Here is a 13,860-nt window from a genome sequence, read left to right on the forward strand (position 1 = left end):
CTATCAGCGGATGGGCCGCGAGGCGGGAATCGCCTGCCGGGTTGATGACGGCAGGTTCGTGGGTCTGAACCCGGAGCGCCGCGAGATTTACGAAATCGGCTGTTCGGGTGCGGAGGGCGCCTGGATCGAGCGCAGCAACAGCCGTGGCTGGAGTGTGAAGGCCTGCATGACGGTCAGCGTCCAAGGGGGCGAGTGTCTCTACAGTGACGAAGGCGAAACGGCCTCTAGCTTTGCCGAACGGCTTCGCAACTCGCCGCTTTCCGACTGTGCGCCCACGCGGGTCAGGCCAATGGGCTCAAACCCGTCCGGGTCATTTTACGAGGTGGTCTGCGCCGACGAAAGCCATGTCGTCGCACGCTTTTCGCCAACCGAAGGCCTGCAGGCGGTGATCCCCTGCGGTGATGCGGCGCGCATCGGAGGCGGCTGCAGGCTGCGTTGAAAGCATTGGCCTCTGCGTCGCCTCGCGCGCAAAGACAAACGGCCGCCCGGTGAGGGGCGGCCGCTTCGTGGTCTTCGATAGTCGAAGGAGGGAAGGCGGTGTGCGCCATTCCTTCATCAGAAGGAATGGCGCGAGTGACGGGGCTCGAACCCGCGACCTCCGGCGTGACAGGCCGGCACTCTAACCAACTGAGCTACACCCGCGTTTCCCGGCCGAAGCGCTGGTGCGCCGCGGCGAGGGGCGTCGTTTAGGCGGGCAGACCGGGCGCGTCAACAGGGTGGATCAGGAAAAAATTGCGATCACCGGTTGGCGAGACCCGGACCGGCGACGGCGGCGGCTTCCGGCGGGGCCGCAGGGCCCATGACGCCGCCCTCGAGCGGTGTTTGCGCCGCGATCGCGGGCGGCGGCGGCGTGTAGTGAACGCCCACACCCGGCCCCAGAGGCAGGTCCAGCGCCACCCAGGTCGCGACCATCAGCAGGCCCGCCACCAGGAAGGCTCCGGCGTAGGGCAGCATGGTCGACATCAGCGAGCCGAGACCGAATTTCGGGTCCCAACGCTGGGCGAAGGCGAGGATCAGCGGGAAATAGCTCATCAGCGGGGTGGCGATGTTGGTGACGGAATCGCCCATCCGGTAGGCGGCGGTGGTCATCTCCGGGCTGATTCCCAGCAGCATGAACATCGGCACCACAATGGGGGCCAGCGCCGACCATTTGGCCGAGGCCGAGCCGATGAAAAGATCGAAGAAGCAGGACACCAGAACCACGGTGATCAGCAGCAGCGGCGTCGGGAGGTCGATCTGCTGAAGGCCCGCCGCGGCGTTGACCGCCAGGATGGGACCCAGACCCGACCAGTTGAACATGGCCACGAAATGGGCGGCGAAGAAGGCCAGCACGATGTAGGGGGCCAGCTGCGACAGGCCCTCGACCATCATCCGCACCATGTCGCGATGCGACGTCACCGAGCCGGATCCGACCCCGAAGGCGCCGCCCGCGACGAAGAAGGTGACGGCGAAGAAGGCGACCAGCGAGCGGTACAGGGGGTTGAAGGTCTGTCCGGCCTCGGCCTCCGGATCGACGAAGGGCGAGCCGGGCATGAGGGTCAGGACAGCCCACAGGGCGATCATGCCCAGCACCGCCAGACCGGCCCAAACCAGTCCGCGCTTTTCGGGAGAGGTGAGGGGCGTCTTCTCGCCGGCGGCGGGGGCTCCGGCCGCCGAGCCGGGCGTCCATGCGCCGAGGCGAGGCTCGATAATCCGGTCCGTCATGAACCAGACGATCGGGGTGAAGACCGCCACCACGCCGACGATGAAGAACCAGTTGCCCGCGATATTGACCGAATAGGAGGGGTCGATCAGCTGTGCGGCCGGCTCGGTGATGCCGAGGATCAGGGCGTCGGATGCGCCGGGGAAAAGATTGCCCGCGTAACCGCCCGACACCGCCGCGAACCCTGCGGCCAGCCCGGCCAGCGGGTGTCGCCCCGCCGCCGCGAAAATCACGGCCGCGAGAGGAATGACCACCACGTAGGAGGCGTCGGAGGCATGGTGGGAGACCATGCCGGTGATGACCACCACGGGCGTCAGTATCGCCTTGGGCGCGTTCAGAAGCGCGCCCCGGATGGCGGTGGAGAAGAGGCCGGACCGTTCCGCGACCGACGCGCCGTAGATGATGGTGATGACGATGCCGAGCGGCGGAAACTCCGCCAGCGTCTTGGGCATGCCGATGATCAGACGCTCGAGGTTCTCTTTTGACAGCAGGCTCTGGGCCACGAGGGTGTCGCCGGTGACCGGATTGACAGCCTGCCACTCCAGCGCCGCGCCGACCAGGCTGAGGCCGATGAGGCCGAGAATCAGCCAGAGGAACAGGAAGACGGGGTCGGGGAGGCGATTTCCGACCCTCTCCACCGTGTTCAGAAGCCGAGCGCCAATGGCCATTCACCCCTCCCGGGCCGTGAAGTTTACGTGACGCGAGGGGACGCGAGAGGGTCAGGCGGCGCAAGAGGAACGGCGTGCGACCAACTGTCCGCAGTGCTGCGAACCATTCTCAAGAAAATCCTTTCACAGCATGGGTTTGAACCTCGGGCCATCCGGGTCTAGAAAGCGCCGAATCCGCCCCTCCCTCTGTGGCGGACGAGGTCCCTACGGATGAATGCATTCCTTCTCGAATATCTGCCGATCGTGATCTTTCTCGGGATCGCGGCGGTGCTCGGGCTCGGCTTTATGCTGGCGGCCTGGGTGCTGGCCCCCAAGAATCCCGACTCGGAAAAGCTGTCCGCCTATGAGTGCGGCTTCAACGCGTTCGACGACGCGCGCATGAAGTTCGACGTTCGGTTCTATCTGGTGTCGATCCTCTTCATCATCTTCGATCTGGAAGTGGCCTTCCTGTTCCCCTGGGCGGTGTCGATGTTCGACCTGTCGCAGGCGGGCATGGTGTTCGCCTTCTGGTCGATGATGGTCTTCCTCGGCGTCCTGACCGTCGGCTTCATCTACGAATGGAAGAAGGGCGCGCTCGAATGGGAGTGACGACCAACAATGTGCCGCTGATCGGCATGGGCAACTCCGGCGCATCGCCGGTGGGGCCGGGCGCGTCTTCGCCTGTCTCTTTCGGGATGGGCGCGCGCTCGACCGTCGAGGGCTATGACCCGGCGATCCACGACAAATTCTTCGAGGCCGTGAACGCCGAGCTGGGCGAGCGGGGCTTCATCACGACCTCGCTGGACGACGTCATCAACTGGGCGCGCACCGGCTCGCTGATGTGGATGACCTTCGGTCTGGCCTGCTGCGCCGTGGAGATGATGCAGGCGTCGATGCCGCGCTTCGACATGGAGCGGTTCGGCATGGCCCCGCGCGCCAGCCCGCGTCAGTCGGATCTGATGATCGTGGCCGGCACCCTGACCAACAAGATGGCTCCGGCGCTTCGTAAAGTTTACGATCAGATGCCGGACCCGCGCTACGTGCTTTCGATGGGCTCCTGCGCCAACGGCGGCGGGTATTATCACTATAGTTACAGTGTTGTTCGCGGTTGCGACCGCGTTGTACCTGTGGATGCTTACGTTCCGGGGTGCCCGCCGACGGCGGAGGCGCTGCTTTACGGCCTGCTGCAACTGCAGAAGAAGATCCGTCGCACGGGGACCATCGAACGATGACTTCTCTGGTGAAGCAACAGGCGCTGGAAACCGCCCTTACGCCGCTGGGCGCCGAGATGGTGGCCGCGCTGGGCGTGCAGGCGCAGGTCGCGTTCGGCGAGCTGACGCTGGTGGCCGAGCGCGACCGGATCGTGGATGTTCTGGCCACGCTGAAGGATCGCTTCGGCTTCCAGCAGCTGCTGGACCTGTGCGGCGTGGACTTCCCGGATCGCGAGGAGCGGTTCGAGGTGGTCTATCACCTGCTGTCGCTGACCCGGAACGCGCGCATTCGCGTGAAGGTGACGACGGACGAGGTCCAGCCGGTGCCCAGCGCCGTGTCGGTCTTCCCCTGCGCCGACTGGTTCGAGCGCGAGGCGTTCGACATGTACGGCATGCTGTTCTCGGGCCACCCGGACCTGCGGCGCCTGCTGACAGACTACGGCTTCCAGGGTCATCCGCTGCGCAAGGACTTCCCGATGACCGGCTATGTCGAGGTCCGGTACGACGAGGAGCAGAAGCGGGTGGTCTACGAGCCCGTCAAGCTGACTCAGGAGTTCCGCAATTTCGACTTCCTGTCCCCGTGGGAAGGCGCCGAGTATCCCGCCCCGGTCCTGCCGGGCGATGAGAAGGTGAAGGGCTGATGGCTGATTCCAACACCATCCCGGCCCCCCTCGGCACGGACGTCTTCGATGACCTGCCGCACGACGGGCGCACCGACCACGCCAAGGCGATGGACGACCGCAAGTTCACGATCAATTTTGGCCCGCAACACCCGGCCGCGCACGGCGTGCTGCGTCTGGTGCTGGAGCTGGACGGCGAGCTGGTGACCCGCGTCGATCCGCACATCGGCCTGCTGCACCGCGGCACCGAAAAGCTGATGGAAGCGCGGACCTATCTGCAGAACGTGCCGTATCTGGATCGCCTCGACTACGTCGCGCCGATGAACCAGGAGCACGCCTTCTGTCTGGCGATCGAGAAGCTGCTGGGCATCGAGGTGCCGTACCGCGCCCAGTTGATCCGCGTCCTGTACTCGGAAATCGGCCGCATCCTGAGCCACCTGCTGAACGTGACGACCCAGGCCATGGACGTCGGCGCCCTGACGCCGCCGCTCTGGGGCTTCGAGGAACGCGAGAAGCTGATGGTGTTCTACGAGCGCGCCTGCGGCGCCCGTCTGCACGCCAACTATTTCCGTCCGGGCGGCGTCCATCAGGACCTGCCGATGGATCTGGTCGACGACATCGGTCGCTGGTGCCAGACCTTCCCGGCGGCGCTGAAGGACATCGAATCCCTCGTCACCGAGAACCGCATCTTCAAGCAGCGCAACGTCGACATCGGCGTGGTGTCCAAGCAGGAGGCCCTCGACTGGGGCTTCACCGGCGTGATGATCCGCGGGTCGGACATCCCGTGGGACCTGCGCAAGTCGCAGCCGTACGAATGCTACGCCGATCTCGATTTCGACATCGCCGTGGGCAAGAACGGCGACTGCTGGGACCGCTACCTCTGCCGCATCGAGGAGATGAAGCAGTCGGTGCGGATCATGGAGCAGTGCATCCACAAGCTGCGCAACTGCCCCGGCGAGCCGGTGATGATCGAGGACAACAAGATCGTCCCGCCCAAGCGCGGTGAGATGAAGCGCTCGATGGAAGCGCTGATCCACCACTTCAAGCTCTACACCGAAGGCTTCCGCACGCCCGAGGGCGAGGTCTACGCCTCCGTCGAGGCGCCCAAGGGCGAGTTCGGCATCTATCTGGTGTCCGACGGCACCAACAAGCCGTACCGCGTGAAGATCTCGGCGCCGGGCTTCCGCTCGCTGCAGGCGATGGACTGGATGAACCGCGGCCACATGCTGGCCGACGTGTCGGCCATCCTGGGCTCGCTCGACATCGTGTTCGGCGAGGTCGACCGCTGATGGGATTCGCCGTCCAGCCGATCTTCACGACGACGCAGGCGATCTGGTTCGCTGTGCTGCTGACGCTGGGCGTCGCGGTGCAGTTCGCCTTTTCGCCGCGCCGTCGGGCGATCATGGGCGGCGTGAAGTTCGCCCTGGCCTCGGCCATGGTCGCCGCGCCGGCGACGGCGGGCGTGACGCTGGTGCGCGGCGCGTATCGGCTGGGCTATCTGGAAGAGGGCAGGGGCTTTCTGGAAGCCAATCTGCGCTCCGTCGTGTGGATGAGCGGGGCGATTTTCGCGGGTCAGATGGTCGTGCGGTTCCTGCCGCCGCTGTCGTGGCTGTCGCGGGACCTGCGTCAGGCCGGTCGCGACGTCTGGAGCGCGCGTCTGGGTCGATGGATGGGGAGCGCCCGATGAGCGACAAGCCCCTGAGTGATCTGGTCCGGCAGGGTTGGGAAGTGGTGAGCTACGCCGCGACCGACATGAACGGCGAAACCTACCAGCACAATGTGCTGCTGCGGCGTCAGGGCCAGCACAGGATCCTGACCCTGCGCAAGAAGATGATCGGCGACGGTGTCGTCGCTTCGGAAATGGAAGTCTGATGAGCGTTCGTCGTCTCGCCAAGGAACAGCCCGCGTCGTTCGCCTTCTCGAAGGCGACGAAGGCGAAGGCTGACTGGTGGATCGCCAAATATCCCGAGAACCGTCGTCAGTCGGCGGTGATCCCGATCCTGTGGCTGGTCCAGAAGCAGGAGCGCTGGGTACCGGAGCCGGCGATCCGCGCGATCGCCGACCTGCTGGGCATGCCCTATATCCGGGTGCTGGAGGTCGCGACCTTCTACACCATGTTCATGCTGGAGCCGGTCGGCTCGGCGGCCCTGATCCAGGTGTGCGGCACCACGCCCTGCATGCTGCGCGGCGCCGGCGACCTGATGGACGTCTGCAAGAAGAAGATCGGGCCGAAACAGACCCTGAGCGCCGACGGCCGCTTCACCTGGGAAGAGGTCGAGTGCATGGGCGCCTGCGCCAACGCGCCGATGGCCGCCATCAACGACTATTATTTCGAAGACCTGACGCCGGACAACATGGCCCAGATCATCGACGACTTCGCCGCCGGCAAGACGCCCAAGCCCGGCTCGCGCGTCGGTCGCGCCAGCTCGGAGCCGGAGGGCGGCGCCCTGACCCTGACCGATCCGAAGCTGTATGACGGCGCGGCCGCCAAGCCGATCGTCAAGCTGCCGAACAGCGATCCGGTGACGGCATGAGCCTGCCCGACCTGAACACCGACGAGGGCCGCGCGGCCTATCGCGCCGAGGTGAAGGCCGTCGGACGGCCGCTGCGGCTGGGCGGCCTGGTGCTGATCCTGCTGGGCGCCGGCTACGTCGTGGCGACGCGCTATGACGCCCTGCCGGTCAATGAGGCGCTGATGCTGGTCGCCTACGGCGCCGTCGCCGCGGGCTGGGTGCTGTTCCTGACCGCGACCTATCTGCGTACCCGCTACCACAAGCGCCGTCTGGCGGAAGGACTCTAGGAACCATGGTCGGTATCCTCGAAGACAAGGATCGCATCTTCACCAACCTCTATGGTCTCCAGGACTGGGGCCTTGAGGGGGCGAAGTCGCGCGGCGCGTGGAACGCGACGAAGGACATGCTCGACCTGGGTCGGGACTGGATCATCACCAACGTCAAGAACTCGGGCCTGCGCGGACGCGGCGGCGCGGGCTTCTCGACCGGCCTGAAGTGGTCGTTCATGCCCAAGGAGGTGAAGGATCGTCCTCACTACCTGGTCGTCAACGCCGACGAATCCGAACCCGGGACCTGCAAGGACCGGGAGATCATGCGCCACGATCCGCAGCTGCTGATCGAAGGCTGCCTGATCGCCAGCTTCGCGATGCAGGCCCACGCCTGCTACATCTACCTGCGCGGCGAGTACGTGCTGGAGCGCGAGCGCATGGAGGCCGCGGTCAAGCAGGCCTATGAAGCCAGGCTGATCGGCAAGAACAACGTCCACGGCTGGGACTTCGACGTCTACATCCACCACGGCGCCGGCGCCTACATCTGCGGTGAAGAGACGGCCCTGCTGGAGAGCCTTGAAGGCAAGAAGGGCCAGCCGCGCCTGAAGCCGCCGTTCCCGGCCGGCGCGGGCCTGTACGGCTGCCCGACCACGGTGAACAACGTCGAGTCGATCGCCGTCGTCGGCACCATCCTGCGGCGCGGGGCCGAATGGTTCGCGGGCTTCGGCCGTCCGAACAACACCGGCACGAAGATCATGTCGATCTCGGGCCACGTGAACCGCCCGTGCAATGTCGAAGAAGCGATGTCGATCCCGCTGCGTCAGCTGCTGGAAGATCATTGCGGCGGCGTGCGCGGCGGCTGGGACAATCTGAAAGCCATCATCCCGGGCGGCTCGTCCGTGCCGCTGATCACGCGCGAGATGTCGGAAGTCGCGCTGATGGACTTCGACAGCCTGCGCGAGATGAAGTCGGGCCTCGGCACGGCGGCGGTGATCGTCATGGACCAGTCGACCGACCTGGTCCGCGCCATCGCCCGCATCAGCTATTTCTACAAGCACGAGAGCTGCGGCCAGTGCACGCCGTGCCGTGAAGGCACCGGCTGGATGTGGCGCGTGCTGGAGCGGATGGCCGTCGGCGAGGCCGACCCGTCCGAGATCGACATGCTGCTGGAGGTCTCGACCCAGATCGAGGGCCACACCATCTGCGCGCTGGGCGACGCCGCCGCATGGCCGGTGCAGGGCCTGATCCGTCACTTCCGCCACGAGATCGAGGAGCGTATCGCCTCCTACCGCAGCCGCCGCGCGAACTTCGCCGGCCACGCGATCGCGGCGGAGTAGCCATGCGCCTGACCGCCGTTCCGATGCTGGCCCTGTTCGCCCTCGCCGCCTGCGGTGAGCGGACGGACGCGCCTGCGCCGACGCCGGCGGAAACCGTCTCGGCCGCCGCTCCGGCGTCGGACGGAGCGGTGAGGGCGCCGGTCGTGCTGACCGCCGCCAACCTGCGTCGCGTCTGCCGCGCCGGTCTGGCCGCGATCCACGGTCAGGACGTCTCCGCCATCGAGATCGACGGGATCGAGGGTCAGGTGGTCAACGCCTCCTGGCGCGCGCCGGTCGACGGGGGCCGCAAGCGCGGTCAATGCCGCGTCGACGGCGACCTGATCACCTGGAAGCCGGTCGACTTCCCGACGCCCGAAGCCAATCGCTGGATGAACCAGTCCGGCGACCCGGTGGTGCGCTTCGTCCTTGACGGCGACACCATCACCATCAACACGACGCTCCCCGATGGGAGCGCCGCCACGGAAGAGTATACCGTGCCGGCAGAGCAAGAGGCCCGCTGATGCCCGTCGCCAAGGTCAACGGCGTAGAAACCGAGTTCGAGCCCGGGATGACCGTGCTCCAGGTCGCCGAAAAGGCCGGCCATGAGATCCCGCGTTTCTGCTACCACGAGCGCCTGTCCATCGCCGGCAACTGCCGCATGTGCCTGGTCGAGGTGAAGCCCGGACCGCCGAAGCCGCAGGCGTCGTGCGCGCTCCCGGCCGCCGAGGGCCAGGAAATCTTCACCGACACGCCGATGGTGAAGAAGGCCCGCGAAGGGGTGATGGAGTTCCTGCTCATCAACCACCCGCTGGACTGCCCGATCTGCGACCAGGGCGGCGAATGCGACCTGCAGGACCAGGCCGTCGGCTATGGCCGTGACGGCTCGCGCTATGCCGAGAACAAGCGCGCGGTCGAAGAAAAGAACATGGGTCCGACGGTGAAGACCTTCATGACGCGGTGCATCCAGTGCACCCGTTGTGTCCGCTTCATCACCGAGGTTGCGGGCGTGCCGGACATCGGGATGATCTCGCGCGGCGAGGACGCCGAGATCACCACCTATCTGGAAAAGAACATCGACAGCGAGCTGTCGGGCAACGTCAACGACCTGTGCCCCGTGGGCGCCCTGACGCACCGGCCGTGGCAGTACCACTACCGCCCGTGGGAGCTGAAGAAGACCGAGACCATCGACGTCATGGACGCGCTGGGCTCCAACATCCGCGCCGACGCCAAGGGCGCGGAAGTGATGCGCGTGCTGCCGCGCGTGAACGAGGGCATCAACGAGGAATGGCTGTCGGACATCAGCCGCTACGCCGTCGACGGCTTGCAGCGCCAGCGTCTGGACCGCCCCTATGTGCGTGAGAACGGCCGCCTGCGCGCCGCCTCGTGGGACGAGGCGCTGGGCGTCGTGGCCGCGAAGCTGAACGCCGCCCCGGCGGATCGCATCGGCGTGGTCGCCGGCGATCTGCAGGACGCGGAATCGATGAAGGCGGCGCTGGACCTGTTCCGCGCGCTGGGCTCGGCCAACACCGACTGCCGTCAGGACGGCGCGGCCCTGGGTTACGGCCCGCGTGAGGGCTGGCTGTTCAATACGACGCTGCAAGGCATTGAAAATGCGGACGCGGTCCTGATCGTGGGCGCCAATCCGCGCACTGAGGCCCCGCTGCTGAACGCCCGTCTGCGCAAGGGCTGGCTGGCCGGCAAGACCGAGATCGGCCTGATCGGCGAACAGGCGGCCCTGACGTTTGACTACAGCTGGCTCGGCGCCGGTTCGAAGACGCTGGCCAAGCTGCCGAAGGCGGCGATGGACTTCCTGACCAAGGCCGAACGCCCGGCGATCATCGTCGGCTCGGGCGCGCTGTCGGGCGCCCACGGCGCGGCCGTGCTGAACGCCCTGGGCGCGCTGGCGAAGAAGGTCGGCGTGGTCGCGGACGGCTGGAACGGCTTCAACGTCCTGCATACCGCCGCCGCGCGCGTCGCCGGTCTGGACATGGGCTTCGTCCCGGGCGAGGGCGGCAAGACCGTCGCCGACATGGTCAAGCCGGGCGCACTGGATGTGCTGTTCCTGCTGGGCGCCGACGAGATCGAACTGGGGGGCTCGGACGCCTTCCGCGTCTATCTGGGCAGCCACGGCGACCGCGGGGCCCATGGGGCGGATGTGATCCTGCCGGGCTCGGCCTATACCGAGAAGTCGGGCCTGTATGTGAACACCGAGGGCCGGGTGCAGATGGCGGAACGCGTTGTCTTCCCGAAGGGGCAGGCCAAGGAAGACTGGGCCATCCTGCGCGCCCTGTCGGCTCTGGTCGGCCAGACCCTGCCGTACGATACGCTGGACGCGCTGCGTTCGAAGCTGATGGCGGATCACCCGACCTTCGGCCGGATCGACTACCTGCCGACGCCCGCGTCGTTCGACGTGGCGGCGCTGGGCCGGAAGGGCGACCTGGGCGACGTCGCCTTCGCCTCGTCAGTGCGCGACCCCTATCTGAACAACCCGATCACGCGCGCCAGCGTGACCATGGCCGAGCTGTCCGCCCAGCGGATCGCCCCGGTCGCGATGGCGGCGGAGTAAGGCTCTATGGACTTCTGGACCACTCCTCTCGGCTGGACGCTCGCCACCATCGGCGGAATCCTGCTCGTCACCGTCGGGATCCTGATCTCGCTGGCCTTCCTGCTGCTGGCCGACCGGAAGATCTGGGCGGGCGTGCAGATGCGCAAGGGCCCCAACGTCGTGGGTCCGTTCGGCCTGCTTCAGTCCTTCGCCGACTTCTTCAAATTCGTGCTGAAGGAAATCGTCGTCCCGGCGGGCGCCGACAAGGTCGTCTTCCTGCTGGCGCCGCTGCTGACCTTCATCCTCGCCTTCATCGCCTGGGCGGCCATTCCGTTCGCGCCGGGCTGGGTGATTTCCGACCTCAACGTCGGCATCCTCTACATCTTCGCGATCAGCTCGCTGGGCGTGTACGGCATCATCATGGGCGGCTGGGCTTCGAACTCGAAGTACCCGTTCCTCGGCTCGCTGCGGTCCGCGGCGCAGATGGTGTCCTATGAGGTCTCCATCGGTCTGGTGATCATCAACGTCATCCTGCTGGCCGGGACGATGAACCTGACCGCCATTGTCCAGCAGCAGCAGGGCATGTTCTGGAACTGGTTCGCCTTCGGCGGCGGGGCAGGGACCTGGCCGACGATCATCGTGATGATCCCGATGGCGGTGATCTTCTTCATCTCGGCCCTGGCCGAGACCAACCGCCCGCCGTTCGACCTGCCCGAGGCCGAGTCGGAACTGGTGGCCGGCTATCAGGTCGAATACTCCTCGACCCCCTACCTGCTGTTCATGATCGGCGAATACGCCAACATCGTCTTCATGTGCGCCATGATCAGCCTGCTGTTCTTCGGCGGCTGGAACCCGGGCGTGCCGCAGATGTGGCTGGACTCCCTGCCGGGCTGGCTGGAGCAGGCGATCTATCTGGTCACCTTCTTGGCCAAGATCGTGGTGGCCTTCTTCATGATCGCCCTGGTGAAGGCCTTCGTGCCCCGCTACCGCTATGACCAGCTGATGCGTCTGGGCTGGAAGATCTTCCTGCCGACCTCGCTGGTCTGTGTGGTCTTCGTCGCCGCCTGGCGCGTGTTCGCGGTGGGCGCATGATCCGCACGCTCGTCCTTTCCGGCCTTATGCTGGCGGCGCTGTCCGTCGGCGGGTGCCAGACCGTCTTCCGGCCGATCCAGCCGGAAGCGGGCTCGCCCATGGGCAATATGGACCGGGCCGAGCGGGCGCGTGAACGCAATGACCGCAACCATCCGGCCTGTCGGTCGGACCGCAGCGAGCGCGATGATCAGCCGGAAGGCTGTGACCGCGTGGTGAGGAGGGGCCGATGATCCGTCTGATGGCCGCCCTTGTCGCGGTGACAACGCTGGGCGCTTGCGCCGGCGAGCCCTATGAACCCCTGCCGGTGTCCGCCTATCAGTGGCAGCAGCGGCAGGAACGCATCGAGCGTCAGCAGGCCGAGCGCCTGCAACGCTGCGAGGCGATGGATAAACAAAGCGAGCGTTACGCCCGCGAGTGCCCGCGTACCGGAGGCGCGCAATAATGCTGAACCGTCTCGTCCAGGCCGCGAAAGGTGCGTTGCTCGTCGACGTCATCGGCGCTGTCGGCCTGTCGCTGAAATACATGGCCCGTCCCAAGATGACGGTGAACTATCCGTTCGAGCGGAATCCGCAGTCGCCCCGCTTCCGCGGCGAGCACGCCCTGCGCCGCTATGCGAACGGTGAAGAGCGCTGCATCGCCTGCAAGCTGTGCGAGGCCATCTGCCCGGCCCAGGCCATCACCATCGAGGCCGAACCGCGCGCCGACGGCAGCCGCCGCACGACCCGCTACGACATCGACATGGTCAAATGCATCTACTGCGGCCTGTGCCAGGAGGCCTGCCCGGTGGACGCCATCGTGGAAGGTCCGAACTCGGAGTTCACGACCGAAACGCGCGAAGAACTGCTGTACGACAAGGATCGACTGCTCTCGAACGGTGACCGTTGGGAACGGCTGATCGCCAGAAATCTGGAACTCGACGCGCCTTATCGTTAAGGCGCACAGGCTGAACGGGGAGGGCGATTCCGAAGGGGGTCGCCGCCCATAACCGAAAGGGGCTGAGGCCTCCGATGTTGCAAGGCATAGCCTTCTATATTCTGGCGGCGGTCGCCGTCGTGGCCGGCCTGCTGGTCGTCACGGCGAAGAACCCCGTGCACAGTGTCCTGTGGCTGATCCTGACGTTCTTTTCGTCAGCGGGGCTGTTCGTCCTGCTGGGCTCGGAGTTCCTGGCGATGCTGCTGGTGGTCGTCTACGTGGGCGCCGTCGCGGTGCTGTTCCTGTTCGTCGTCATGATGCTGGACGTCGACTTCCTGCGGCTGCGCGAAGGCTTCGCGCGATACCTGCCGTTGGCGGTGATCGTGGCCGGGGTGCTGCTGGCCGAGATGGTCATCATCTCGCTGACGGTCGCGACGAGCGGGGCCGCGGCGGACGCGACCGGGCCGGCCGTCGCCACGGCGGACGCCTCCAACATCGAGACGATCGGCCGGGTGCTCTACACGGACTACGTCTACTTCTTCCAGGCGGCGGGCATTGTGCTGCTGATCGCGATGATCGGCGCCATCGTCCTGACCCTGCGCCACAAGCCGGGCATCAAACGCCAGAACGTCGCCGCCCAGGTCGGGCGCGATGCGAAGACGGCGATGGAAGTGAAGTCGGTCACCACCGGCGCCGGCGTCACCCCCGAGGATCTGGTCTGATGGTCGTCACCCTGCAGCACTATCTGGCGGTCGCCGCCATCCTGTTCACCATCGGTGTCTTCGGCATCTTCGTGAACCGCAAGAACGTCATCATCATCCTGATGTCGGTCGAGCTGATCCTGCTGGCCGTGAACATCAATTTCGTCGCCTTCTCGAGCTACCTGAATGATGTGTCGGGGCAGATCATGGCCATGTTCGTGCTGACCGTCGCGGCCGCCGAGGCCGCCGTTGGCCTGGCCATTCTGGTGACCTTCTTCCGTAACCGCGGCGACATCGCCGTGGACGACGCTTCGGTCATGAAGGGCTGATCG

General features: G+C 66.2%; 19 protein-coding genes and 1 tRNA gene. 18 read left to right on the forward strand and 2 right to left on the reverse strand.

All coding sequences use genetic code 11. The features are described from left to right. Positions 1-10: 10 nt before the first annotated feature. Positions 11-439, forward strand: coding sequence for a hypothetical protein (locus ACW174_RS12955; RefSeq protein WP_492014858.1), 429 nt, complete (start codon positions 11-13; stop codon positions 437-439). A 126-nt stretch (positions 440-565) separates the two neighbouring features. Here the strand turns inward: ACW174_RS12955 and ACW174_RS12960 are convergent. After that, a tRNA-Asp gene (locus ACW174_RS12960) sits at positions 566-642 on the reverse strand. 96 nt (positions 643-738) lie between these two features. Beyond that, positions 739-2,370 carry an AbgT family transporter gene (locus tag ACW174_RS12965; RefSeq protein WP_492014859.1) on the reverse strand — a complete coding sequence of 544 codons (1,632 nt, stop codon included), beginning with the start codon at positions 2,368-2,370 and terminating at the stop codon, positions 739-741. Between the two features lie 210 nt (positions 2,371-2,580). Here ACW174_RS12965 and ACW174_RS12970 point away from each other — a divergent pair, with 210 nt between their 5' ends. The 17 genes from ACW174_RS12970 (at position 2,581) to nuoK (ending at position 13,857) form a co-directional block, all read left to right on the forward strand. Further along, on the forward strand, positions 2,581-2,958 hold the full coding sequence (locus ACW174_RS12970; protein WP_298100386.1) for an NADH-quinone oxidoreductase subunit A: 378 nt from the start codon (positions 2,581-2,583) through the stop codon (positions 2,956-2,958). Then, on the forward strand, positions 2,928-3,581 hold the full coding sequence (locus ACW174_RS12975; protein ID WP_492014861.1) for a NuoB/complex I 20 kDa subunit family protein: 654 nt from the start codon (positions 2,928-2,930) through the stop codon (positions 3,579-3,581). The genes ACW174_RS12970 and ACW174_RS12975 overlap by 31 nt, the downstream gene beginning before the upstream one ends. Before the next feature lie 23 nt (positions 3,582-3,604). Then, positions 3,605-4,201 (forward strand): NADH-quinone oxidoreductase subunit C, encoded by a 597-nt coding sequence (locus tag ACW174_RS12980; protein ID WP_492017277.1) that lies wholly within the window; start codon positions 3,605-3,607, stop codon positions 4,199-4,201. An 89-nt stretch (positions 4,202-4,290) separates the two neighbouring features. After that, a complete protein-coding gene (locus ACW174_RS12985) occupies positions 4,291-5,469 on the forward strand; it encodes an NADH-quinone oxidoreductase subunit D (RefSeq protein WP_492017278.1) in 1,179 nt (392 codons plus the stop codon). Further along, positions 5,469-5,867 carry a hypothetical protein gene (locus tag ACW174_RS12990; RefSeq protein WP_492014862.1) on the forward strand — a complete coding sequence of 133 codons (399 nt, stop codon included), beginning with the start codon at positions 5,469-5,471 and terminating at the stop codon, positions 5,865-5,867. Before ACW174_RS12985 ends, ACW174_RS12990 begins: the two co-directional genes overlap by 1 nt. Beyond that, on the forward strand, positions 5,864-6,052 hold the full coding sequence (locus ACW174_RS12995) for a hypothetical protein (protein ID WP_492014863.1): 189 nt from the start codon (positions 5,864-5,866) through the stop codon (positions 6,050-6,052). Before ACW174_RS12990 ends, ACW174_RS12995 begins: the two co-directional genes overlap by 4 nt. Further along, positions 6,052-6,714, forward strand: coding sequence for an NADH-quinone oxidoreductase subunit NuoE (nuoE, locus tag ACW174_RS13000; protein WP_492014864.1), 663 nt, complete (start codon positions 6,052-6,054; stop codon positions 6,712-6,714). Before ACW174_RS12995 ends, nuoE begins: the two co-directional genes overlap by 1 nt. Continuing rightward, positions 6,711-6,980, forward strand: a complete 270-nt coding sequence (locus ACW174_RS13005; RefSeq protein WP_492014866.1) for a hypothetical protein — start codon at positions 6,711-6,713, stop codon at positions 6,978-6,980. The genes nuoE and ACW174_RS13005 overlap by 4 nt, the downstream gene beginning before the upstream one ends. Before the next feature lie 5 nt (positions 6,981-6,985). Beyond that, positions 6,986-8,299, forward strand: a complete 1,314-nt coding sequence (gene nuoF, locus ACW174_RS13010) for an NADH-quinone oxidoreductase subunit NuoF (RefSeq protein WP_492014867.1) — start codon at positions 6,986-6,988, stop codon at positions 8,297-8,299. A gap of 2 nt (positions 8,300-8,301) precedes the next feature. Then, positions 8,302-8,799: a hypothetical protein gene (locus ACW174_RS13015; protein WP_492014868.1), complete on the forward strand. Its 498-nt coding sequence runs from the start codon at positions 8,302-8,304 to the stop codon at positions 8,797-8,799. Continuing rightward, positions 8,799-10,844: an NADH-quinone oxidoreductase subunit NuoG gene (gene nuoG, locus ACW174_RS13020; protein WP_492014869.1), complete on the forward strand. Its 2,046-nt coding sequence runs from the start codon at positions 8,799-8,801 to the stop codon at positions 10,842-10,844. The genes ACW174_RS13015 and nuoG overlap by 1 nt, the downstream gene beginning before the upstream one ends. A 6-nt stretch (positions 10,845-10,850) precedes the next feature. Next, a complete protein-coding gene (gene nuoH / locus ACW174_RS13025; protein ID WP_492014871.1) occupies positions 10,851-11,915 on the forward strand; it encodes an NADH-quinone oxidoreductase subunit NuoH in 1,065 nt (354 codons plus the stop codon). Next, positions 11,912-12,145 carry a hypothetical protein gene (locus ACW174_RS13030; RefSeq protein ID WP_492014872.1) on the forward strand — a complete coding sequence of 78 codons (234 nt, stop codon included), beginning with the start codon at positions 11,912-11,914 and terminating at the stop codon, positions 12,143-12,145. Before nuoH ends, ACW174_RS13030 begins: the two co-directional genes overlap by 4 nt. Further along, on the forward strand, positions 12,142-12,357 hold the full coding sequence (locus tag ACW174_RS13035) for a hypothetical protein (protein WP_492014873.1): 216 nt from the start codon (positions 12,142-12,144) through the stop codon (positions 12,355-12,357). The genes ACW174_RS13030 and ACW174_RS13035 overlap by 4 nt, the downstream gene beginning before the upstream one ends. Beyond that, a complete protein-coding gene (gene nuoI / locus ACW174_RS13040; RefSeq protein WP_492014874.1) occupies positions 12,357-12,848 on the forward strand; it encodes an NADH-quinone oxidoreductase subunit NuoI in 492 nt (163 codons plus the stop codon). The genes ACW174_RS13035 and nuoI overlap by 1 nt, the downstream gene beginning before the upstream one ends. Positions 12,849-12,922: 74 nt before the next feature. Continuing rightward, positions 12,923-13,549 (forward strand): NADH-quinone oxidoreductase subunit J, encoded by a 627-nt coding sequence (locus tag ACW174_RS13045; RefSeq protein WP_492014875.1) that lies wholly within the window; start codon positions 12,923-12,925, stop codon positions 13,547-13,549. Next, positions 13,549-13,857, forward strand: a complete 309-nt coding sequence (nuoK, locus tag ACW174_RS13050) for an NADH-quinone oxidoreductase subunit NuoK (RefSeq protein ID WP_492014876.1) — start codon at positions 13,549-13,551, stop codon at positions 13,855-13,857. Before ACW174_RS13045 ends, nuoK begins: the two co-directional genes overlap by 1 nt. The last annotated feature ends 3 nt before the right edge of the window (positions 13,858-13,860 follow it).

The organism is Brevundimonas sp. AVps31 (genome assembly GCF_058681355.1).

What these genes read in the sequence shown, in the direction of transcription:
- ACW174_RS12975 (WP_492014861.1), top strand. Translation starts at nt 2,928, where the DNA reads ATGGAAGAAGGGCGCGCTCGAATGGGAGTGACGACCAACAATGTGCCG.
- ACW174_RS13035 (WP_492014873.1), top strand. Translation starts at nt 12,142, where the DNA reads ATGATCCGTCTGATGGCCGCCCTTGTCGCGGTGACAACGCTGGGCGCT.
- ACW174_RS13045 (WP_492014875.1), top strand. Translation starts at nt 12,923, where the DNA reads ATGTTGCAAGGCATAGCCTTCTATATTCTGGCGGCGGTCGCCGTCGTG.
- ACW174_RS12990 (WP_492014862.1), top strand. Translation starts at nt 5,469, where the DNA reads ATGGGATTCGCCGTCCAGCCGATCTTCACGACGACGCAGGCGATCTGG.
- ACW174_RS13015 (WP_492014868.1), top strand. Translation starts at nt 8,302, where the DNA reads ATGCGCCTGACCGCCGTTCCGATGCTGGCCCTGTTCGCCCTCGCCGCC.
- ACW174_RS12955 (WP_492014858.1), top strand. Translation starts at nt 11, where the DNA reads ATGGGCCGCGAGGCGGGAATCGCCTGCCGGGTTGATGACGGCAGGTTC.
- nuoK (WP_492014876.1), top strand. Translation starts at nt 13,549, where the DNA reads ATGGTCGTCACCCTGCAGCACTATCTGGCGGTCGCCGCCATCCTGTTC.
- nuoF (WP_492014867.1), top strand. Translation starts at nt 6,986, where the DNA reads ATGGTCGGTATCCTCGAAGACAAGGATCGCATCTTCACCAACCTCTAT.
- ACW174_RS12970 (WP_298100386.1), top strand. Translation starts at nt 2,581, where the DNA reads ATGAATGCATTCCTTCTCGAATATCTGCCGATCGTGATCTTTCTCGGG.
- ACW174_RS12965 (WP_492014859.1), bottom strand. Translation starts at nt 2,370, where the DNA reads ATGGCCATTGGCGCTCGGCTTCTGAACACGGTGGAGAGGGTCGGAAAT.
- nuoI (WP_492014874.1), top strand. Translation starts at nt 12,357, where the DNA reads ATGCTGAACCGTCTCGTCCAGGCCGCGAAAGGTGCGTTGCTCGTCGAC.
- nuoG (WP_492014869.1), top strand. Translation starts at nt 8,799, where the DNA reads ATGCCCGTCGCCAAGGTCAACGGCGTAGAAACCGAGTTCGAGCCCGGG.
- nuoH (WP_492014871.1), top strand. Translation starts at nt 10,851, where the DNA reads ATGGACTTCTGGACCACTCCTCTCGGCTGGACGCTCGCCACCATCGGC.
- ACW174_RS13005 (WP_492014866.1), top strand. Translation starts at nt 6,711, where the DNA reads ATGAGCCTGCCCGACCTGAACACCGACGAGGGCCGCGCGGCCTATCGC.
- ACW174_RS13030 (WP_492014872.1), top strand. Translation starts at nt 11,912, where the DNA reads ATGATCCGCACGCTCGTCCTTTCCGGCCTTATGCTGGCGGCGCTGTCC.
- ACW174_RS12985 (WP_492017278.1), top strand. Translation starts at nt 4,291, where the DNA reads ATGGACGACCGCAAGTTCACGATCAATTTTGGCCCGCAACACCCGGCC.
- nuoE (WP_492014864.1), top strand. Translation starts at nt 6,052, where the DNA reads ATGAGCGTTCGTCGTCTCGCCAAGGAACAGCCCGCGTCGTTCGCCTTC.
- ACW174_RS12995 (WP_492014863.1), top strand. Translation starts at nt 5,864, where the DNA reads ATGAGCGACAAGCCCCTGAGTGATCTGGTCCGGCAGGGTTGGGAAGTG.